Annotated in this window: 18 protein-coding genes and 1 pseudogene; 10 read left to right on the top strand and 9 right to left on the bottom strand. The window is 69.7% G+C overall.

All coding sequences use genetic code 11. The features are described from left to right. Positions 1-5: 5 nt before the first annotated feature. The 5 genes from FQY79_RS07390 to FQY79_RS07370 form a co-directional block, all read right to left on the bottom strand. Complete coding sequence (locus FQY79_RS07390; protein WP_146312263.1) at positions 6-1,091, bottom strand: AI-2E family transporter; 1,086 nt, start codon at positions 1,089-1,091, stop codon at positions 6-8. Positions 1,092-1,196: 105 nt separating this feature from the next. Next, a complete protein-coding gene (locus tag FQY79_RS07385) occupies positions 1,197-1,709 on the bottom strand; it encodes a hypothetical protein (RefSeq protein ID WP_146312261.1) in 513 nt (170 codons plus the stop codon). Beyond that, positions 1,709-2,257: a phage holin family protein gene (locus FQY79_RS07380; protein WP_146312259.1), complete on the bottom strand. Its 549-nt coding sequence runs from the start codon at positions 2,255-2,257 to the stop codon at positions 1,709-1,711. Before FQY79_RS07380 ends, FQY79_RS07385 begins: the two co-directional genes overlap by 1 nt. 10 nt (positions 2,258-2,267) lie before the next feature. Then, positions 2,268-2,630 carry a hypothetical protein gene (locus FQY79_RS07375; protein WP_146312257.1) on the bottom strand — a complete coding sequence of 121 codons (363 nt, stop codon included), beginning with the start codon at positions 2,628-2,630 and terminating at the stop codon, positions 2,268-2,270. Between the two features lie 51 nt (positions 2,631-2,681). Continuing rightward, positions 2,682-4,118, bottom strand: coding sequence for a Do family serine endopeptidase (locus FQY79_RS07370; protein ID WP_146312255.1), 1,437 nt, complete (start codon positions 4,116-4,118; stop codon positions 2,682-2,684). 545 nt (positions 4,119-4,663) lie between these two features. Between FQY79_RS07370 and FQY79_RS07365 the strand changes: the two genes are divergently transcribed. From FQY79_RS07365 to FQY79_RS07335, 7 genes are all read left to right on the top strand, one after another. Beyond that, positions 4,664-6,814, top strand: coding sequence for an adenosylcobalamin-dependent ribonucleoside-diphosphate reductase (locus tag FQY79_RS07365; protein WP_146312253.1), 2,151 nt, complete (start codon positions 4,664-4,666; stop codon positions 6,812-6,814). Positions 6,815-7,099: 285 nt separating this feature from the next. Further along, positions 7,100-7,699: a hypothetical protein gene (locus FQY79_RS15355; RefSeq protein WP_186759844.1), complete on the top strand. Its 600-nt coding sequence runs from the start codon at positions 7,100-7,102 to the stop codon at positions 7,697-7,699. A gap of 82 nt (positions 7,700-7,781) precedes the next feature. Then, positions 7,782-8,600, top strand: a complete 819-nt coding sequence (locus tag FQY79_RS07355) for a TSCPD domain-containing protein (protein ID WP_146312251.1) — start codon at positions 7,782-7,784, stop codon at positions 8,598-8,600. 133 nt (positions 8,601-8,733) lie between these two features. Beyond that, on the top strand, positions 8,734-10,443 hold the full coding sequence (locus FQY79_RS07350) for an ATP-dependent nuclease (protein WP_222434258.1): 1,710 nt from the start codon (positions 8,734-8,736) through the stop codon (positions 10,441-10,443). A gap of 312 nt (positions 10,444-10,755) precedes the next feature. Continuing rightward, positions 10,756-11,658, top strand: a complete 903-nt coding sequence (locus FQY79_RS07345) for a hypothetical protein (RefSeq protein WP_146312247.1) — start codon at positions 10,756-10,758, stop codon at positions 11,656-11,658. Between the two features lie 146 nt (positions 11,659-11,804). Beyond that, a complete protein-coding gene (locus FQY79_RS07340; protein WP_146312245.1) occupies positions 11,805-12,200 on the top strand; it encodes an ester cyclase in 396 nt (131 codons plus the stop codon). Positions 12,201-12,307: 107 nt separating this feature from the next. Next, entirely contained in the window at positions 12,308-13,243 is a 936-nt protein-coding gene (locus FQY79_RS07335) for a DUF2268 domain-containing putative Zn-dependent protease (RefSeq protein ID WP_146312243.1), read from the top strand. A gap of 18 nt (positions 13,244-13,261) precedes the next feature. Here FQY79_RS07335 and FQY79_RS07330 read toward each other — a convergent pair whose 3' ends face one another. After that, positions 13,262-13,690 carry a Dabb family protein gene (locus tag FQY79_RS07330; protein ID WP_146312241.1) on the bottom strand — a complete coding sequence of 143 codons (429 nt, stop codon included), beginning with the start codon at positions 13,688-13,690 and terminating at the stop codon, positions 13,262-13,264. Between the two features lie 108 nt (positions 13,691-13,798). Further along, entirely contained in the window at positions 13,799-15,118 is a 1,320-nt protein-coding gene (locus tag FQY79_RS07325) for a hypothetical protein (RefSeq protein ID WP_146312239.1), read from the bottom strand. A gap of 211 nt (positions 15,119-15,329) precedes the next feature. On the opposite strand from FQY79_RS07325, the gene FQY79_RS07320 reads away from it, so the two are divergent. The 3 genes from FQY79_RS07320 (at position 15,330) to FQY79_RS07310 (ending at position 17,276) form a co-directional block, all read left to right on the top strand. Beyond that, positions 15,330-15,803, top strand: a complete 474-nt coding sequence (locus FQY79_RS07320; protein WP_146312237.1) for a YbjN domain-containing protein — start codon at positions 15,330-15,332, stop codon at positions 15,801-15,803. A 268-nt stretch (positions 15,804-16,071) separates the two neighbouring features. Next, positions 16,072-16,665 (top strand): hypothetical protein, encoded by a 594-nt coding sequence (locus FQY79_RS07315; protein WP_146312235.1) that lies wholly within the window; start codon positions 16,072-16,074, stop codon positions 16,663-16,665. A 77-nt stretch (positions 16,666-16,742) separates the two neighbouring features. Then, complete coding sequence (locus FQY79_RS07310; RefSeq protein WP_146312233.1) at positions 16,743-17,276, top strand: hypothetical protein; 534 nt, start codon at positions 16,743-16,745, stop codon at positions 17,274-17,276. Between the two features lie 136 nt (positions 17,277-17,412). Here FQY79_RS07310 and FQY79_RS07305 read toward each other — a convergent pair whose 3' ends face one another. Together FQY79_RS07305 and FQY79_RS07300 are read right to left on the bottom strand one after the other, a co-directional pair. After that, positions 17,413-18,885 (bottom strand): flavin-containing monooxygenase, encoded by a 1,473-nt coding sequence (locus FQY79_RS07305; RefSeq protein ID WP_146312231.1) that lies wholly within the window; start codon positions 18,883-18,885, stop codon positions 17,413-17,415. 507 nt (positions 18,886-19,392) lie between these two features. Beyond that, positions 19,393-20,085, bottom strand: a pseudogene (locus tag FQY79_RS07300) (SDR family oxidoreductase); the annotation flags it as partial. Positions 20,086-20,187 lie beyond the last annotated feature (102 nt).

The following is a 20,187-nucleotide window of genomic DNA, read 5'->3' as shown; positions in this document are numbered from 1 at the left end:
GCGCGCTACTCCAGCAGCCGCGCCCAGCCCTCCATGCCGTCGACGCGTTCGAGCACCAGCTTCACGCACACCAGCAGCGGCACCGCCAGCAGCAGGCCCACCAGCCCCCACAGCCAGCCGAACAGCATCAGCGCCAGGATCAGCACCAGCGGCGAGAGCGCCATCCGGTGGCCGAGGATGATCGGGGTCACGAGCTGGCCCTCGAGGGTGTGCAGCACCAGGTACACCGCGGCCGGCAGCAGCTGCTGCCAGAGCTCGTCGAAGGTGATCACCCCGACCAGCAGCATCGCCAGCACGCCCAGCAGCGGGCCCACGTAGGGCGCGAAGTTGAGCAGCGCCACCATCGTGCCCCACATCAGCGCCTCGGGCAGCGGGATCTGCATCAGGTACAGCGCGAAGGCGAACGACAGCCCGACCACGCCGTTGATCACGCTGATGGTCAGCACGTAGCGCGAGACCTCGCGCTCGATCGACTGCAGGATCTCGACCGTGAACTTCTGCTGCTGGCGCCCGGGCAGCAGCGCGATCGCGGCGCGCTGCAGCTTCTCGCCGTAGACCATGAAGAAGAACGCCAGCAGCACCACCGCCAGCAGCGAGGCCAGCAGCCGCGGCGTGGTGACCAGGTGCCGCCAGGGATCGGCCTCGGTGCGCACCAGCTGCGGCTGGCGCCCGGTCTGGCCGCCGGCGGCGCGGGCGAAGCTTTCCGCGGCCTGGTTGGCCTCGCGCACCGGCTTGGCCAGTTCGCGCAGCTTGGGCGCGAGCTGGCGCAGTTCGCCCGGCGCTTCGCGCGCCCAGGCCGCCGCCGAGGGCAGCATCAGGTAGCCCAGCGCGCCGGTCGCGGACAGTCCCGCGCACAGCACCAGCAGCGCGGCCAGGAAGCGCGGCACCCACAGCCGCCGCAGCAGCCGCATCACCGGGCTGCTGACCAGGGCGAAGAACATCGCCAGCAGCACCGGCAGCAGCACCGTCTGCGCCGCCCACAGGGTATAGCCGACCGCCAGCGTGGCCAGCACCACCACCGCGGCGGGCGCACGCGGCCGTGGCGGCGGCGCGCTGTCGGCGGGGTCGAGTGTCGGGGCGGTTTGCGGCATGGCGGGACCGTTGGAATGCCGGGCGAGCATGCATCGTCCCCGGACAGGGTCCCGTGATGACGCTGGCCGGGGATCGCCGCCGACGGGCGGCGCGGCGCGCCGGCTTCAGCGTTCGGACAGTTCGGTGGCGGCCTCGGCCGCGCGCGGCTCGCCGACCCACGGCGGCTCGGGCCGGCGGCGCGCGTCCGACGCCGGGCGCAACGCCGGTCCGGCCGCCGCCTCGCCCTGCCCCATGGCGGCCTCCGGGCCGGCCGCCTGTTCCACCGTGTCGGCCGCTTCTTCGGCCACCGCCCCGGCATCGTCGGCCGCGGCCTGCGCGGACTCGGCCGCGTGCCGCGCGCGCAGCGCGGTCACCAGGCCCGACAGGCTGGTGGCCAGCTGCACCCAGCGCGCCAACGGCAGCCCGCCGGGCGCGTCCAGCCCGCCCAGCTTGTCCAGCGGGCGGGCGCGGCCGACCAGCAGCCCGCCGACCAGGCCCACCACGAGGATCCGCCCGGGGGTCCAGGCCTCGCGCCAGGTCGTGCCCAGCACGCGCCAGTTGGTTTTCGCCCGCAGCAGCCGCGTCTCCACCCTGCGCTCGGCGCGGGCCACCTCCTCGCGCAGTTGCTCGAAGCGCATCACCCACCCCCCGGGCCCGCGCCCGTCGGGCGGGCGGCCGCCGCCGCGGCGGGGCGCGCGGCGTCCGCGCCGGGGCCGGGCGGCGGTTCGTCGTCGTCATCGTCGCCGGCGCCGTCCTCGTCGAACAGCCCCAGCCGGCTGAGCTGGCGGCGGGTGGCATGCATGCCCATGAGGTCGAAATAGCGCGACACCCGCCAGGCCGCGAACCCGGCCGCGACCAGGCTCATCAGCGCCGCGACCGCCAGCGACTGCAGCCACGACAGCCCCATCCGCTGCATCAGCGCGATCAGGGTGCCGGTGACGAACAGCCAGGCCGAGGCGCCGAACACCGTCGCCGCCCCCGCCCAGGCCAGGGCGCGCCCGAACGCGCTGCGGGCCAGCGCGAAGTCGGCCGAGGCCAGCCGCCGCAGCGCGCGCAGCGTGCCGCGGCTGGCGTCGAGCGCCTCGCGGCGCGCGGCGTTGATCGCGGCCAGGCTCTCGTCCAGACCGGGCGCCGGCCCGCGCCCCCCGTCGCCGGCGCCGGCGTCTTGTGGCGCATCCCCTGCCACGTCGCGGCGCTTACCTGTCGCCGCTGCGGGCGAGCTTGGCGATGATCCAGCCGGCGGCGAAGGCGACGCCGAACGAAGCGATCGGGCGCTCGCGGATCAGGTCGGCGGCGCTGTCGATCAGGTCGCGCCCCTTGTCCATCAGCACGTCCACCTGCTCCTTGGCCGCGCCGCCGCCTTCCTCGAGCGCGGCGATGCCGGCCAGCGCCGAATCGGCCAGGTCGGACTTGACCGCGGCACGGCCGACCTTGAGCTCCTCGCCGGCGACCTGGGCGGCGTTGCGGATCGCGCTGCCGGCGTCGGTCGCGGCGTTCTTCAGGTGGGCCCCGGCCTGGCCGAGGTTGGTCTTCATCGCATCGGTCGAACTCGGGCTCATCTGTCGTCTCCTCGGGAAAGTGCGCGTTGGGAGGGCCGGCGCGCGCGCCGGTTACTGCATGATCAGGTCGCCGACGCTGCGGCCGCGTGAAATGCGCAGCACCAGTCGGTCGGGGCGGTCGGCCAGGCTGTCGCGGAACCCGGCCAGATCGCGAAACTCGCCGGCGTTGGCGGCAAAGATGTAGTCGCCCTCGCGCAGGCCGTTGCGGTGGGCGCGGCTGCCGGGCTCGATCTTCTCCACCAGCACGCCGCGCGCGTTCGGGTTCTGCCGGCGCACCGCCTCGGGCAGGTCGGCCAGGGTGGCGCCGGCCAGGCGCTCGTCGTAGCTGGCGCCGTCGCGCGGCAGCGCGCGCAGGCGCGCGGTGAGCTTGAGCGGGCGGCCGTCGCGCAGCACGTCCAGGGTCACCGGCGTGTCGATCGGCTGCAGGCCCTGGAAGTTGCGCAGCGCCACCGGGCTGTCGATGCGCTGGCCGTTGGCGGCGGTGATCACGTCGCCGGCGCGCACGCCCGCCGCGCCCGCGGCCGAATCGCCGTACACGCGGGTGACCACCACGCCGCGCGCCTCGTCCAGGCCCAGCCCCGGGGCCAGGCGCGCGTCCACCGCCTGGGTCTCGATGCCCAGGGTGCCGCGCTGCACGGTGCCGGTGGCGGCCAGCTGCTGCATCACGTTGCGGGCCAGGTCCACCGGGATCGCGAAGCCCAGGCCGATGTTGCCGGCGGCGCTGCCGCGCGGGTTGAAGCTGGCGGTGTTGATGCCCACCAGCTCGCCGCGCAGGTTCACCAGCGCGCCGCCGGAATTGCCCGGGTTGATCGAGGCGTCGGTCTGGATGAAGTTCTGGAAGCCCACCCCCGGCACGTTGCTGCGGCCGACTGCCGAGACGATGCCCCAGGTGACGGTCTGGCCGACGCCGAACGGGTTGCCCACCGCGACCACGAAGTCGCCCACCTCCAGCTCGCCGCCGCGCGCCAGCGGGATCGCCTGCAGCCGCTCGGCCGGGATCCGCATCAGGGCCACGTCGGTGTCCGGGTCGGAGCCGATGAACTCGGCCGCCAGCGTGCGTCCGTCCGACAGCGTCACCGACACCTCGTCGGCGTTCTCGATCACGTGGTGGTTGGTGAGCACGTAGCCGTTGGTCGCGTCCACGATCACGCCCGAGCCCAGCGAGCGCGCGATGCGCTCCTGCGACAGCTCGGGGAACATGCGGCGGAAGAACGGGTCGTTGCCGAACGGGCTCACCTGGCGCCGCTGCGCGGCGTGCACGCTCACCACCGAGGGCGTGACCCGCTTGAGCATCGGCGCCAGCGACGGCATCGGCTGGCCGTCCACCGCGGCCGGCAGCGCGGCCACCGCGGGCGCTGGCAGGGCGCTGGCGGCCGCCGGCTCGGTCGCGGACGCAGGCGCGTGCAGCGCGTCGCGGATGGCGGTGGCGGCGAATCCGCCGAACGCGGCGGCGGCGGCGAGGACGAGCAGGGTGGGGGCTGGACGCATGGGCGGTGGGGTGTGCGTGGACGTGTCGGTCACGGGAGGGGACTACGTTACATGGGCGCCGGGCAACGGACGGGCAAGGGCCGGTCCGGGCCGCGCAGCGCCGCGCCGCAGTGCAGCACGACGGCCGGTGCGAAGTGTCGGCCCGGCGGCCCGCGGCCACCTGAACAGGGACTTGCCGGGCACCCGGCCACGGTCCATTGCGGCCTGGCCGGGCGGCCCGCACGGGAAAGTTGACTTCGCAAATCGCGGCGCGTAGCTTGGCTCGGCCCGCCACAAGATGTTGGGGTCAGCCGGTCCAGCCAGGCCCAAGCAATAGGGTTTGGGCAAAAAACCCGGCAAAACCCGCATCCCCGGCGACAGGGGGACCGCGCAGTGACAACACAGCGCCGGAACACAGGCACCCTTGAACCTTCCCGGTGGCCGCGCGCCTGTGCGGGCACCGCCGACCCGTCCACCGGCCCGCCTGCGCGGTACGGCGGCATCGACCCATAACAACCATAAAGACCGCGGCAGACCCCGGCCGGAGATCAGGAGACCACAGACGCATGAGTACGGTTCGTCTGGAAGCAGTGAAGACGCACGTGGAACGGGAGATCCCGATGCAGCCCGCCTCGCAGGACATCTGGGACAAGAAGTACCGGCTCAAGACCAAGCACGGGGTCCCGGTCGACGCCGACATCGACGGCACCTACCAGCGCGTGGCGCGCGCCCTGGCCGACGCCGAGGAGACCGACGAGAAGCGCAAGTACTGGTACGACCGCTTCCTGTGGGCGCTGCGCCGCGGGGCGATCCCGGCCGGCCGCATCACCTCCAACGCCGGCGCGCTCGAGCACAAGCCCGCCACCAGCACGATCAACTGCACCGTGTCGGGCACCATCACCGACTCGATGGACGACATCCTGGGCAAGGTCCACGAAGCCGGCCTGACCCTCAAGGCCGGCTGCGGCATCGGCTACGAGTTCTCCACCCTGCGCCCGCGCGGCGCGTTCGTGGCCGGCGCCGGCGCCTACACCTCCGGCCCGATGTCCTTCATGGATATCTACGACAAGATGTGCTTCACGGTCTCGTCGGCCGGCGGCCGCCGCGGCGCGCAGATGGGCACCTTCGACGTCTCCCACCCCGACGTGCGCGACTTCATCCGCGCCAAGCGCGAGGACGGCCGCCTGCGCCAGTTCAACCTCTCGCTGCTGATCACCGACGGCTTCATGCAGGCGGTGGAGGACGACGCCGACTGGCCGCTGGTGTTCCCGGTCTCGGAGAAGGAAGCCGGCGACATCGACTTCAACGACCCCCAGGCCGTGACCTGGCGCGACTGGCCCTACACCGAGGGCTACCTCACCCGCGACGACGGCATGGTGGCCTGCAAGATCTACGGCCACGTCAAGGCCCGGCACCTGTGGGACATGATCATGGTCTCGACGTACGACTACGCCGAGCCGGGCTTCATCCTGATCGACCGCGTCAACGAGATGAACAACAACTGGTGGTGCGAGACCATCCGCGCCACCAACCCCTGCGGCGAACAGCCGCTGCCGCCCTACGGCGCCTGCCTGCTGGGCTCGGTCAACCTGACCAAGTTCGTGCGCGACCCGTTCACCGACAAGGCCTCCTTCGACTGGGAGGAGTACCGCGAGGTCGTGCGCGTGTTCACCCGCATGCTCGACAACGTGGTCGAGATCAACGGCCTGCCGCTGGAGCAGCAGCGCGCCGAGATCCTGCGCAAGCGCCGCCACGGCATGGGCTTCCTCGGCCTGGGCAGCGCCATGACCATGCTGCGGATGAAGTACGGCTCGCCCGAGAGCTGCGAGTTCACCGGCCGCGTGGCCCGCGAGATGGCCGTGGCCGGCTGGGAAACCGGCCTGGCCCTGGCCCAGGAGAAGGGCCCGGCGCCGATCATGGACGAGCAGTTCGAGGTCACCCCGGCGATGCTGCGCAAGCGCCCGGAGATGGCGAAGGACGGCTGGCGCGTGGGCCAGAAGATCGAAGGCAAGGTGCTGCACGCGCGCTACAGCCGCTACATGCAGAAGATCGCCCAGGTCGCCCCCGACCTGGTCGAGCAGCTGGCCGAGACCGGCGCCCGCTTCACCCACCACAGTTCGATCGCGCCCACCGGCACGATCTCGCTGTCGCTGGCCAACAACGCCTCCAACGGCATCGAGCCCTCCTTCGCGCACCACTACAGCCGCAACGTGATCCGCGAAGGCAAGAAGACCAAGGAGAAGGTGGACGTCTGGTCGTACGAGCTGCTGGCCTACCGCCACCTCATCAACCCCAAGGCGATGCCGTTCTCCGAGGACCCGGAGGCGAAGCTGCCCGACTACTTCGTCTCGGCCGACGACATCACCCCGAAGGAGCACGTGGACGTGCAGGCCGCCGCCCAGGAGTGGGTGGACTCGTCCATCTCCAAGACCGCGAACGTCCCGACCGACTACCCGTACGAGGACTTCAAGGACATCTACCGCTACGCCTACCAGAAGGGGCTGAAGGGCTGCACCACCTTCCGCTTCAACCCGGCCGCCTTCCAGGGCGTGCTGGTGAAGGAAACCGACCTGGCCAACACCACCTACCGCTTCGAGCTCGAGGACGGCAGCGTGCTGGAGGTCAAGGGCAACGAGCAGATCGAGTACGACGGCGAGATCCACACCGCCGCCAACCTGTTCGACGCCCTGAAGGAAGGCTATTACGGCAAGTTCTGACGGCTCTTCTTCGCCGTCGGATCCTGGAGGCACACGGGAAGCTGCGACCAAAGGCCAGGATGGCCACACGGCACGCTCCCCGCCACGCCCTCCGGCGGGCACCGGGCACTCCCCGGCCGCCCGCCACGGGCGCCGGCGCATCCCGATGGAAGGGGCGCGCCGGGGACGGGAAAACGGCCCTCGTTCGACTGCTTGCGTGGCGCGCGCTTCGCGCTACATTTCGACCCACGGGCCCTGCCCGTGACCCGATTACCGCAACAAGAGCACACTGACGAGGAACCACCCATGAGCAACGGCACCGGGGTCACCGACTCCCTGACCCACGCCGCCGAGACCGTCGCCGAGACGGCCAAGGAGATCGGCAGCAAGGTCGTGAAGAAGGCGAGCACCGTGGTCAAGCGCGCGCGCAAGACCGCGGACAAGGCCACCAAGGCGGTGAGCAAGACCACCCGCAAGGCGAAGAAGGCGGTCAGCAAGCGCCTGGCCACCACCAAGAAGCGCCTGGCCGACGCGAGCAGCGCCGGCAAGCAGCAGGTGGCCGCGGCGAAGGCCAGGAAGAAGACCGCCGGCACCTCGACCGCGAAGAAGGCGGCGAAGAAGGCCACCGCGAAGAAGACCGCCCGCAAGGCCACGGCCAGCAAGGCCGCAGCGAAGAAGACCCCGGCCAGGAAGACGGCCACCAGGAAGGCCGCGACGAAGAAGGCCACGGCCAGGAAGGCCGCGACCCGCAAGGTGGCGAAGAAGGCCCCCGCCGCCCGCAAGGCCTCCACGAAGAAGGCGGCCGCGCGCAAGGCCCCGGCCCGCAAGGCCGCGGCCAAGCGCACCACCGGCAAGGCGCCCGCGAAGAAGGCGCCGGCCAGGAAGGCCGCCAGCAGGAAGAAGTAATCGCAATGCCCGCCCGCCCCCGCGCCGGGGGCGGGCACCTCCCCCCCGGAACCTCGTCCCCCGCAAGCCCCAGGATCACGCAATGGCCGTCAAGATTGAAAAGAAGATCACCGGATATTCCGTCGTCACCCCCGAGGACAGGGAGAAGGCCGCCGCAGGCGCCCCGGTGAAGAGCGAACCGGCCGGCGACGAACGGCCCAGCGCCGACGTGATCCAGATGCACGAGCGCATCGAGCGCCCCGACGTGCTGGTCGGCAGCACCTACAAGATCAAGTCGCCGCTGGTGGAGCACGCCATGTACGTGACCATCAACGACATCGTGCTCAACGCCGACACCGAGCACGAGCACCGCCGCCCGTTCGAGATCTTCATCAACTCCAAGTCGATGGAGCACTTCCAGTGGATCGTCGCGCTCACCCGGATCATGAGCGCGGTGTTCCGCAAGGGCGGCGACGTCACCTTCCTGGTGGAAGAGATGAAGGCGGTGTTCGACCCCAAGGGCGGCTACTTCAAGGCCGGCGGCGTGTACATGCCCTCGCTGGTGGCCGAACTGGGCTTCATCGTCGAAGAGCACCTCAAGTCCATCGGCCTGCTCCATGACCCGCAGATGAGCGCCGCCCAGAAGGCCCTGATCGCCGAGAAGCGCAAGCAGTACGAAGCGCGCTCAAAAAAAAACCCTGACGTAGCCGCTGCTCCTTCCCCCGCCCCAGCGGGGGAAGGCCGGGATGGGGACGGCTCCGTCGCGACGTCCTCCCACCACGAAGAAGACGTCGAAGTCACCGGCGACGGCACCAGCTTCCCGCCCAGCGCCACGATGTGCCACAAGTGCAGCACCAAGGCGCTGGTGATCATGGACGGGTGCGCGACTTGTTTGAATTGTGGGTATAGCAAGTGCGGATAGCTTAGGAACACCACTTGAGATTGATATAAGGGCCGGCAGTTCTTGAAGTACTGCCGGCCCTTTATTTCAAGTGGCAACCGTTCTGTTCGAAAGTTGCCGGAAATCGCTTCGGTCAGGAACCCAGGATGGACTCTTGCGAGAGGAGTTGACTTTGAAACTCATAAGCTCAATTCGTATCCAAGGCTTTCGATCAATCGCCGACGAGAAGTTGACAAGCTTAGATGGCCACGTTGTCTTCACAGGGAAGAATTCCAGCGGCAAGTCCAACGTTCTTCGCGCACTGAATCTATTCTTCAATGGCGAGACATCCCCAGGCGAACCAGTCGACTTTGACGTAGACCTCCACTTCCGGCCTTCAAGGAGACAGAAGAAGCAGATCTCAATTGAGGTGGAGTTTTCTCTTCCCTCCCAGTTTCGCTTTAGGTCCGGCCTTGAGTCACTCCAACGTCTTGGGTCCAACTTCAGCATAAGGAAGACATGGTCCCTCGATCGTCAACGCCGCCCCGAAGAATCAGTCACGCTCATCGCGAGCGGAGAAGAAGTCCAAGATGGTGACCGGATGGTCTCGGACTTCCTATCTCTGATCGTTTTTCGCTACATTCCGAACCGAACAGTCCCGTCCGAACTGCTCCGCGACGAAAGCCAAGCAATCGCCAGCGTCATATTCAAGAGAATGCGGGAATCCTCTCAGGCAGCTGACGTACTGAGAGGCCTTTCGGAGTCTGCAGAAAGGATCCTTAATTCCACGGCGTCCGCGCTAGCGGACTCGGGCGCGCCAATAACCAGGCCAAACATTGCCACAGCTGAGTCACTTGGCGGCATGCTTCGGATGTCCGGATTTCAAGCCGTTGGGCTTAATGGCGTCAAAGTGAAAGACGAGAATTGGGGCGCCGGTCATCAGGCCTTCTTTCTACTGCATCTATTGCGCGACATTGATACTGACTACACCCGTCAGTTTGGATGGAGGCAAGCCACCGTCTGGGCAGTTGAGGAGCCAGAATCTGGCCTTCATCATGATCTTCAGACTCGATTGGCAAAGAAGTTCATTGACTGGACCTCTGACGAAAGCAGACGCCTCCAAATATTCACGACCACCCATTCTCCCGTAGTCTCTATGTCAGCAGATCGTGGCTATTGGGTCGAAGTTGACGACACAACTAGCGTATTCCATCCGATGGCAACTCCTGCACTGGTTCGCGCTGCAGAGGAGCAAGGGGTCTCCACTTACTTACACCCTATACTCTCATATCCCTTCAGCCCAGTTGTCCTCGTGGAAGGCGATCTTGATGAGGCCGTACTGAACCACGTAGCGAACGTTATTGGAAGAGGCATCCTCAAGTTTGTCACATTGCCTAACCTGCAAAGTGACGAGTCGTCCGGGGTCGATTCCTTAATCTCTTACATAAGGAAGAACTCCCGGCTTCTGTCCCGGAGACCAAAGGATTGCCCCCTCTTGGTGCTTGTAGACTGGGAGGTATCAGAGAGTAGGATCAACACGCTCATACAGCACTACGGCGAACGTGGCGACAGATACGTTGTGCGCGCAGATCCGAGCTTCTGCTTCAATGAGCTCGGACCAACTTTTGTTGGCTTAGAGCGGTTCTACTGCCCTCATGTAATCCAAGCCTCTCATGAGGCAGGCGAATGCGCCGTTGCGTTCCCAGAGAATGGGAACCCCTGGTCCATTGAACGGGGTCAACTCATGCAGGCAAAGGGCCGCTGGGCCCAGCGCATGCTCAAGGTAAATGACGTGACCCGCCTATCGCCCTTGATCAAGCTCGTGGAACAAGTGTATGAGGCCGCCACCCAAGCGACGAATGACCAACTAAGACTCATCATGTAGCAGCGGGCGTAGCCCGGGCACAAGAGAGGGGTCAGGTTGGAGTGACCCGGGTTCTTCGGCCAGTGAACCTAGGGCACATTCCCCAAGCGGTTGAGCCGCTCTTCGTACTTTGCCGGCGATTGGTAGTCTAGGGCCGAGCAGTAGCGGGGTCAGGTTCAATTGTTCGCTGCGCCGCCGGCACGGAAACGGGGGAGGTGCTTCGCAATGTTCGGGTGGTTTCGCAAGGACAGGGCAGCCCCGGCAGTGCCAGCATCGGAACCCGCGTATCCCGCGCCGGCCGCGGCCGAGATGCGCTGGCGTTCCGACGCCACTTTGCCGATCCCTGATTGGGAGGCGATGGACGTCGCCGGTGGCGGCGCCAGCGATGCGTTCCTGCACGACTGGTATACCGCCGCCGCGCGGCGGTGGATGGAGGCGCTGGGGCGTGCGCTGCCGGACGGGCAGTATTCGCAGCGGGCCAGCGACGACTTCCTACTGCTGTCTTCCCTGCCCGACCGCACGGCCGACTTGGTGCTTGAGCGTTGCGAGCAGGCGCGGCGCGCGATCCGGCAGCGCCTGGGGTCGATCGGCAAGGACGAGGGATACGGCCCCCATGTGGTCGTCGTCTTCGCCTCCCAGGACAGCTACTACGCGTACCTCGAACACTATGGTCCTAGGGGCGACGGGCGCGCGCTTTCCAGCGGCGTGTTCCTCGATGCGGGGTACGGCCACTTCGCCTCCTGGCATGACGGGCTCGACGAACTCGAGCCGGTGGTGGCGCACGAGCTGACCCATGCGCTGCTCCGCCACCTCGACCTACCCGTGTGGCTCAACGAGGGCCTGGCGCAGAACGTCGAGCACGCGCTGGTCCCCGCGCTTGCGGACCCGCGCGTGCGCCTGTACACCCCGGCCCAGATGCATGCCCGCCACCTGGCGTGGTGGGACGCGGAGCGGATCCAAGCATTCTGGTCCGGCGAGGCCTTCCACTTCGGCGAAGGCGTGGAGCTGGCCTACGACCTGGCGGCCATCCTGTCCCGGCTGGCCGCCCGCGAAGACGCAGCGTTCCGCGCCTTCGTCGTCGCTACCCTTTGGGAAGACGCGGGCGCGCAGGCGGCCGAGCAGGAGCTCGGATTTCCCCTGGCCAACCTGGTCACGGCCGTGCTCGGCGAAGGCGACTGGGAGCCGCGTCCGTCCACATGGCGCCAGCCCGACGACCTCCTCGCCGGGATCGACTGACGACAAGGCAGCCTGGCTTCGGTTCGCCTCCGGGAGTCCTGCAGCGTCGCAGCACGGTTGTCGCGAGGCCCCGGATGCGGCCAGCGGCCTTGGCCGGGCTAGGATGTGGCGACGATATGCCGATGACTGGATAGCCCAGGACACACATGTCACTCGCTCGCCTCTACCGCGACTACATCGCCTGCCTCAACAGCCGCGACCTGTCCCGGCTGGGCGAGTTCGTCGCCGCGGACGTGACCTACAACGGCGAGCCGATCGGGCTGGAGGGCTATCGCCGGATGCTCGAGGAAGACTACCGGGCGATCCCCGATCTGCGCTTCGAGGTGCAGCTGCTGGTGGCGGACGGCTCTTCGGTGGCGGCGCGCCTGGCGTTCGACTGCCATCCGGCGGGACGGTTCCTGGGACTGGACGTCGACGGCCGCCGGGCGAGGTTCTGCGAGAACGTGATGTACGGGTACGCGGACGGGAAGATCGCCCGGGTGTGGTCGGTCATCGACAAGGTGGCCGTCGAGCGCTGCCTGTCGGAGCCGTCGCCCAGGTAAGCGAAGCAAGCGCACCTGGACAGCCTCGCCTCCATCGTTGCCACGCGTTCCCGGGACGGTGACCAGTGGCACAGCCACATCGCCGGCCATCGCTGTAGCGTAGGCGCATGGAGCTCCCGATGCGCGCGTTCCTGGCGGCAGCGTGCGGCGCGATGTGCAGCGCTGCGTTCGCGGCCACGCCCGAAATCCACACCGGCGACGTCGACCGTTTCTACGCGCTCTACGACGCCACCGGTGGACGCCCCAGCGTCGAGCAGCTCGATGCCTACCTCGCCGGGGGCAGCCAGCGCCTCCAGGAGTTCGCGCGCGCGCGCCGGGTGACGGGCGAGCGCATCGCCGCGCAGATCGCGTCCAACCCGGGGATGTACGAGCACGCGCGGGAATGCTTGCGGGTGCTGCCTGCGGTGGAGCGGCGGCTGCAGGCGGCGCTGGACACGCTGTCGGACCTGTATCCGGACGCGGCCTATCCGCCGGTGGCGATCGTCGTCGGCCGCGGCCGCCCTGTCGGGATCGCCGATCCCTCCGGCGCGACCATCGGCCTGGAGGCCTTGTGCGCCGCCGATTTCTTGCATCCCGATCCCGAAGACCGCTTCGTGCACGTGATCGCCCACGAGTACGTGCATACCCTGCAGGCCCTGGCCCGCGACGAGCCCGAGCCGGGCGACCCGCGGGCGACGGTGCTGCGCATGTCGCTGCTGGAAGGCGCGGCCGAGTTCGTCGCCGAGCTGGTCTCCGGCAGCGTGAGCAACATCCACCACGCGGAGTGGACGCGGGGCCGCGAGCTGGAGATCGAAACGGCGTTCCAGGCCGCCATGCACGGGTCCGACCTCGGACCCTGGCTGTACAACTACCGGCCCGGCCCGGACGAGCCCTACGACCTGGGCTACTGGGTCGGCTACCGCGTCGCGAAGGCCTACTACCTGCAGGCCGAAGACAAGCGTGCCGCGGTGGCGCGCATCATCGACCTGGACGACCCCGACGCCTTCCTGCGCGACAGCGGCTGGTTCCCGGGGATGCGGCTGGACGACGCCCGGGCCCGCTGACCCGCCCGCGCGGGCGCACTATGGCGCGACGGCCATGACGTCATACACCACCACCCGCTCCCACAGGTGCTCGCAGTCGGCGACGAACTGCTGGTGGATGGGATGGACCTGGTACGCGTCCTGCCCGGCCACGTCGTCGAAGAACAGGATCTCCGAGGCGCTGTAGCTGCCGTCGACAACGCCGCGCTGCTCGGTGTCCGCCGGCACCCCGATATGGATGCCGCGCACGGTGTCGATGCCCGCCAGCGTGCGCAACCCGGCGATCAGCTTCGCGAGGTCCTCCCTGGAATCGGGATTCTTCAGCCAGAAGAACACGTGGTGCACGACCGGCGGGAACGATGCCTTGCCGGCGGGCGTGGGCGCGGCCGCGCGGGAGCCGGTGGCGGTTGCACCGACCGCGAGGGCGGTGGCGGCGAGGATGACATCCCTGCGGCTGCGATCGGTCATGACCGGGTCCTCGGGCGGGGTGGCCTGCGGCCCACGAGTATAGGGTGCGCGACCGGCCCGATCCCTGCGGCACGCCCCGGTCCGGCGCCCGGCGACCGTGCGGCCGGGTCAATGCGGCCCGGGTGCCAGCGTCATGTCGCCCTCGCGCTCGCCGGCCACCAGCGTCCAGCCGGGTGCGAGCGTGAGGGTCCAGCCCTCGCCCGCCACCACCTCGCCCGCCAGCGGCGCGCGGTTGGCCGGCAGGGCCACGGCCGCCCGCTTGCGGTCGGCGTGCACCAGGGCGGCACCGCCCTCCACGACCACCAGCTCGCCCCAGGCGTCGGTCAGGCGCAGGCTGGGGTAGACCGTGCCGATGCCATCCAGCGTGGCCAGGGTCTGCGGGTTGAACTGGTAACTCGTCCTGGCCAGGGGCAGCACCAGCCGCGGGCCATCGACCAGGGTCGCGCGCCACGCGGCCACTCGTGCTGCACGCGCCTGTTCGCGCGCGTCCTCGCCCCGGCCCAGGCTGCCATCGCGGTCGTAGCGCTGCACCCGCGCGGCATGGCCGGCCGGGTCCGGGGGACCGATGCCGTGCGCCCTCGCGAGCAGTGCGCCAAGATCGGCGTCGGCATCGAGCCTGCGGTGCCAGCCGGGATCGGCCTGGTCGAGCAGCAGGCCATACGCGGGGCCGCTGGCATAGGCGAACGAACGCACGAAGCTGGGCGCGTCGAGGAAGCGGGCAAGGGCGTAGACCGCGTAGGCGCGGCGCTGCCCGTCGTGGGCCAGGCCCAGGCGAACGCCGGTGTATTCCGGGATTCCTTCGTTGACTTCCAGCGCGGACTCGTCGGCGGCGGCCTCGTGGAACAGGCGGCGGCGCTCGTGCCGGAAGGCGAGCGCATCGGCAATGCGGTCGCGCCTCGCCCCTTCGTCATCGGCCATCAGCGCCTGGGCGAGCGCGCGCCACTCCAGCTGCAGCAGGTAGCGGCCCTCCCGCATGTCGAGGTGGCGGTTGCCCGCCTCGTTGCGTGCCAGCCCCAGGTCGCGCTGGATGCGGTGGAACATCTCGTGCACCAGGAACACGCGCAGCACCCCTGGTTCAAGCGGCACCGGCCACACCAGTTGCGTCCACTCGGTGCCCGACCATTCGACGCGCGTGTTGGCCAGCATGACCTCCGGGGGCAGCTGGCCAACGAAGGCCCCGTCGCTGGCCTGCAACACGCCACCGCGATCCTGCTGGTTGGCAACCATGCCGCGGTCGACCGGGTCGACGATCATGATCGGCCCGCACAGCGACCTGCCCCACAACGCGCCGTCGTCGCGCTCGCACAGCCGCCTGGCTTCCTCGAACACGTACAGCGCGCCGGCCTGGCCCGGGCTTGCCGAGGCGGTAGACATCGCTTGCGTGACCAGGCAGGCGAACAGGAGAAGGGAGCGCGCACGCTTGCGCATGGGCGTGGGCCTCCGGTGTGGTGCGGCGTGGCGACGCGCACGATAGCACCGGGGATGGGCCGGACGGGCCATGGGGGAGGTGGCGCCTGTCCGGTCCGCACCATCTGCGGCGGCCGGGCCAGGCCTTGGCGGGGGGTTCGGGCGCCGCTGCCGGCGCCGGCGGCGGCGGGATCGGGTTAGGATGCGCCCGACACACCCAGGGGGATCCACCATGCACCTGCCAGGCCGGCGCCTGCTCGCCGCGTTGTTCGCATTCGCCCTGGCCGCCCCGCAGGCGGCCACCGCGCAGTCGCTCGGCACCATCTCCGGCCCGCAGGCGGCGGAGGTGCTGGCCGCCCTGGGGCTGTCGCCCGAGCTGGGGCGCGACCGGCATGGCGACCCGGAGATCATGTTTCAGCAGAACGGGCTGACCTGCAGGCTGAACTTCTTCGACTGCCGCAACGACCGCTGCGGTTCGCTGCAGCTGGAAGTCGGCCTGGACCTGGAGGCAGGCACCACGCCGCAGGTGGTCAACCAGTACAACCGGACGTACCGCTACGGCCGGGCGTACCTGGACGAGGACATGGATCCGTACCTGCTGTACGACTTCGAGCTGCCGCACGCGCGCGTGGGCGAGTACCTCGAAAGCCAGCTGGGGATCTTCGGCACTCTGCTGGAGCATTTCACCGAGGCGTTCGGGTACTGACGAGGGGGTCCGGATCTCTACCGCCGCGACCGCCGGCACGCCAGCCGCGCGGCGTTGCGCACCGCCGCGTTGCGCGCCGGCGCAGCGCGGTGTTGCCCACGCCGCACCAGCGTAGCCTGCGTGGCGGCGGGCGGGCCGGGATCACGACGGGGCAGGGGTCGGCGCGGCGGTGGCCGGACGCGGCCCGGGCCCGGCGCTGCCCGGGCTGGGCGCCCGATGGCGTGCATCCGTGCATACTTGTTCCTTCCCCGACCGATGCAGGCACGGCATGGCGGCGCCCGGCGACTTCTGGCGGTGGTTCTGCGCCAATGAACGGCAACTCAAGGACCGCGGCCATCCACGGCGCGAGGCCCTGGCCGACGAACTGCTCGAACGCCTGCAGCAGGTGTCCGAGCAGCTGTGGTTCGAGCTGGGCCTCATGAAGGACGGCAGCGGCCACCTGATCGTCACCGCGGAAGGCAACACCGGGGCCTTCGCCGACGTGGTGGCCCTGGTGGACGCGGCGCCCGCGATCGAGGGCTGGGAGATCACGGCGTTCAAGCCGCCGCGCGGGTTTGGATTCGTGCTCAACCGCTCGGGGATCGCCATCGATCCGCGGCAGGCGCGGTTCGTCGCGCTCGAGGATCCGGACGATCCGGGCTTCTTCGGCATCGAGGTGGGGTTCCCGCACTACGATCCCGCGCGCGAGGACGACTTCCTCGACGCGACCTACACCATGCTCGAGGTGGGCCTGGGCGAACTCGCCCTGGCCGAGCACGTCCACCACCTGCAGGTCGGCGCCCTGCCCGACGACCCGGAGTCCAGCGGCTACCTGCCCATGGAGCGGCTGGCCAGGCTGCTGCCCGGGCGCGTGACTCACTGAGCGCGGCCGGCGCGCCACGCGCCGGTTCGTATACTGCGACGGGTTTGCGGCGATGCCGCCGCGATGGGAAGGGGGCGATGTCGCGATCCTGGCCGCTGGCGTGGCTGGCGCTGCTGCTGGTTCCGGTGCTGGTCGTCGTCGCGGCGGCGTTGCTCCGGCGTCCGGACGGGGGCGCGCCATTGCGCCTGTCGCAGGTGGCCGGGCCGGCGCTGCTGTTCGCCGCGCTGGGACCACCGTTGGGCGGCCTGCTGCTCGGCATCGCGGCAATGCTCGTGCACGACGATCCCGAGCCGCTGACGATGCTGCTGTTCCTGCTGGTGATGTCCTACGTGCCGGGGATGGTGCCGGCCCTGGTCGGCGGCGCCTGCATGGGCGTGTTGCGGCCGCGGCTGGGCGCGGCGGCGCGCCCGGTGGCGGCGGCGCTGGCGTGCGGCGCGACGACCGCGGCATTCGGCGGCGGGGTGCTGGAACTGCGGTCGGAAGGACTGTGGATGATGGCCGTCATCGGCGCGGCCTCGGGCGCCGGGCTGGAGGCGGCCTGCCTGTGGCGCGGGCGGCGGCGCAGGCTGCGGGCGCGAACGATCCAGGCGGGCCCTCGCGCGCGCGCCTGAGGGGCCCTCCACCACGATGGCGGCGCCGGCCCCGATGGCCAGGCGGTGCATGGAGGACCGCAGCGGGCGAAGGCGCCCCGCATCCGCAAAGGCCGGGGCCGGCGGCGATGCCCGCCTGCCGGCCCGTTCCATGGCGTCAGGCGGTGCGGCGCGCGCGCGGCTCGGGGGCCGCCTCCGCGGACGCAGGCGCAGGCGCAGGCGCAGGCGCAGGCGCAGGCGCGGGCGATGGCCGCGCAGCGTCGGCCGCGGGCTGTTCCTCCAGCTCCTGCGGGTCGCGCAGGAACGCCTCGAGCGAATCGTCCATGGCCTGCATCCACGGTGTGTGGTGCGGCGGCGCGAGGGTGCCGGTGATGGTCGAGCGGTAGCGGCGGTCCCGGTAGCCGAGGATGTCCTCGCGCTTGTCGCGCTGCCACTGCTTGAACATCTCCGCCATTTCCTCGATGGCGAAGTCCGGGTAGTCGCTACGGTCGACCAGGTCGCGCACGTAGGCGGCCTGGAAGTCGATCTCGTCGTCGGCGCTGGCGCAGGCGTTCTCGCGCGCGAACCAGGCCTGGCTGTCGGCGAGCATCTCCTCGCGGCTGGGCAGCGCGGTGCGGCCCATGATCACGTCGCGCGCCAGCCACGCCTGGGCGTCGAACATGTTGAAGGTGTAGTACTGGTCCTGCATGCCCAGGTACACCAGCTTCGGGTTGTCGATCCAGAACACGCCCTTGTACAGGCCCTGCGGGTACAGCCGGTTGCGGGTGCGCAGGGTGAGTTCGTCGGGCAGGAACGGGAAGTGGTGCAGGTAGCCGGTGCACAGGATGATCGCGTCCACCTCGCGGCGGCTGCCGTCGGCGAAGTGCGCGGTGCGGCCGTCCACGCGGGTGAGCAGCGGCTTCTCGCTGAACGCCTCCGGCCACGTGTAGCCCATCGGCTGGCTGCGGTAGCTGAAGGTGATCGACCTGGCGCCGTACTTGTAGCACTGGGTGCCGATGTCCTCGGCCGAATAGCTGCTGCCCACCAGCAGCAGGTCCTTGCCGGCGAACTCGCAGGCGTCGCGGAAGTCGTGCGCGTGCAGCACGCGCCCCGGGAAGCTGTCCAGCCCCTCGAACTCGGGCACGTTGGGCGTGGAGAAGTGGCCGGTGGCCACCACCACCCAGTCGAACTCCTCGCTCACCATGCGGTCTTCCTCGAGCTCGCGCACGGTGACCGTGAAGCGGCCGGTGTCCTCGTGGTACTCCACCGAGTGCACGGCGGTGTTGAAGCGGATCTGGTCGCGCAGGCCGCTGCGCGCGATGCGGCCCATGATGTAGTCGCGCAGCACCGGGCGCGGCGGGTAGGACGCGATCGGGCGGCCGAAGTGCTCCTCGAAGCTGTAATCGGCGAACTCCAGGCACTCCTTGGGGCCGTTCGACCACAGGTAGCGGTACATGCTCGCGTGCACCGGCTCGCCATGCTGGTCCAGGCCGGTGCGCCAGGTGTAGTTCCACATGCCGCCCAGGTCGGACTGCTTCTCGAAGCAGACGATCTCGGGCACGTCCGCGCCCGCGCGGCGGGCGGCATCGAAGGCACGCAACTGGGCCAGGCCGCTTGGGCCGGCGCCGAGGACGGCGATTCGTTGGGTCATGCTGGTTGTCATCTCCACTACTCGTGGCGCGCCATGGGGCGCGCAAACGCCCGGCCCGGGCGGGCGGCACCCGATGGACCGCTGGAAAGACACGTCGGAATTCCCGACCGGAGCGCAGCTCCGTTCCTGCCGATATCGGGCATGGAGGTCCGCGCGCCGGGCATGGCCAGGGCGGCCGGAATGACCGCAAGTTCGCCAATCACGCGGCGAACGGCGACAAAAATGCGCGAAACCGTGGCCATTCTAACACGGCTCACATGCCCGCCTGCATGGGCGGTTGTGCGGCCTGCAGGTCGATGCCCCGCTTCTCGCGCCCGCGCGCGGGGGAGGGCCAGGGCTTGCGCACCTGGGGTCGTGGTGCGCGCGCGGGCGGTGGGCGGGGTCGCGGCTGACGCCGCGCCTACAGGGAATCCGGAGGGGACGGAGGGGCCGGCGAAGCCCGGGATGGCGGGGATGGCGGGGATGCGGCGGCCAGCGGGCGGGCGTGCGTAACCAGGGTGAGGAGCAGACCTCGCCCGGCTGCGAGATCGCATGGGCGATGGCCTGCGCGATCGCCTCGGGCTCGAGCGCGATCGTGCGGAACTGGGCGATCGCCGCGGCCGATTCGGCGTGGGTGATCGTGCTGGCCAGTTCCGATTCCACCGCGCCCGGATACACGCAGGTCACCCGCACCGTGTCGCTTTCCATGCGCAGGCCGTCGGAGATCGCGCGCACCGCGTACTTGGTGGCGCAATACACCGCGGCCGTCGGCATCACGAACAGGCCGCCGATCGAGGACACGTTCACCACGTGCCCGTGGCCCTGTCGCTCCATCACCGGCAGCACCGCCGCGATCGCGTTGAGCACGCCGCGGATGTTGACGTCGATCATGCGGTCCCACTCATCCACCTTGAGCGCGGACAGCGGCGCCAGCGGCATCACGCCGGCGTTGTTCACCAGCACGTCGATGCGGCCGAAGCGCTGCAGGGCATGCTCGGCGAAGGCCTGCACGTCCCCGCGCGAGGTGACGTCGAGCGCGCGGGCAAGGGCGGTTCCGCCGGCGGCGTCGATGTCCGCCGCCAGCGCCTCGAGCCGCTCGACGCGCCGCGCGCCCAGCACCACCGTCGCGCCGCGGGCGGCGAGGATGCGGGCGGTGGTCTCGCCGATGCCGCTGCTGGCCCCGGTGACCAGCACGACCTTGCCGTGGATGTTGTCGTTCATGGCTGTCCTCGTGGATTCGAACAGGGGAAGGGGACGACGCGTCAGCGCACGTCGCGTTGCGACCCGTCGCCGGTGTCGTCGACGTAGTCGAGGGAGCGGGTC

Source organism: Luteimonas wenzhouensis (assembly GCF_007859305.1).
Taxonomy (GTDB): domain Bacteria; phylum Pseudomonadota; class Gammaproteobacteria; order Xanthomonadales; family Xanthomonadaceae; genus Luteimonas; species Luteimonas wenzhouensis.
Note: the sequence above shows the minus strand (reverse complement) of the source record. Positions and strands in the feature narration are given on the sequence as shown.

Bases quoted from the DNA above. Each gene is read 5' to 3' on its own strand.
- FQY79_RS07325 (WP_146312239.1), bottom strand. From the start codon at position 15,118: ATGCGCAAGCGTGCGCGCTCCCTTCTCCTGTTCGCCTGCCTGGTCACG.
- FQY79_RS07355 (WP_146312251.1), top strand. From the start codon at position 7,782: ATGGCCGTCAAGATTGAAAAGAAGATCACCGGATATTCCGTCGTCACC.
- FQY79_RS07375 (WP_146312257.1), bottom strand. From the start codon at position 2,630: ATGAGCCCGAGTTCGACCGATGCGATGAAGACCAACCTCGGCCAGGCC.
- FQY79_RS07310 (WP_146312233.1), top strand. From the start codon at position 16,743: ATGTCGCGATCCTGGCCGCTGGCGTGGCTGGCGCTGCTGCTGGTTCCG.
- FQY79_RS07385 (WP_146312261.1), bottom strand. From the start codon at position 1,709: ATGCGCTTCGAGCAACTGCGCGAGGAGGTGGCCCGCGCCGAGCGCAGG.
- FQY79_RS07320 (WP_146312237.1), top strand. From the start codon at position 15,330: ATGCACCTGCCAGGCCGGCGCCTGCTCGCCGCGTTGTTCGCATTCGCC.
- FQY79_RS07340 (WP_146312245.1), top strand. From the start codon at position 11,805: ATGTCACTCGCTCGCCTCTACCGCGACTACATCGCCTGCCTCAACAGC.
- FQY79_RS07305 (WP_146312231.1), bottom strand. From the start codon at position 18,885: ATGACCCAACGAATCGCCGTCCTCGGCGCCGGCCCAAGCGGCCTGGCC.
- FQY79_RS07370 (WP_146312255.1), bottom strand. From the start codon at position 4,118: ATGCGTCCAGCCCCCACCCTGCTCGTCCTCGCCGCCGCCGCCGCGTTC.
- FQY79_RS07390 (WP_146312263.1), bottom strand. From the start codon at position 1,091: ATGCCGCAAACCGCCCCGACACTCGACCCCGCCGACAGCGCGCCGCCG.
- FQY79_RS07365 (WP_146312253.1), top strand. From the start codon at position 4,664: ATGAGTACGGTTCGTCTGGAAGCAGTGAAGACGCACGTGGAACGGGAG.
- FQY79_RS07330 (WP_146312241.1), bottom strand. From the start codon at position 13,690: ATGACCGATCGCAGCCGCAGGGATGTCATCCTCGCCGCCACCGCCCTC.
- FQY79_RS07335 (WP_146312243.1), top strand. From the start codon at position 12,308: ATGGAGCTCCCGATGCGCGCGTTCCTGGCGGCAGCGTGCGGCGCGATG.
- FQY79_RS07315 (WP_146312235.1), top strand. From the start codon at position 16,072: ATGGCGGCGCCCGGCGACTTCTGGCGGTGGTTCTGCGCCAATGAACGG.
- FQY79_RS15355 (WP_186759844.1), top strand. From the start codon at position 7,100: ATGAGCAACGGCACCGGGGTCACCGACTCCCTGACCCACGCCGCCGAG.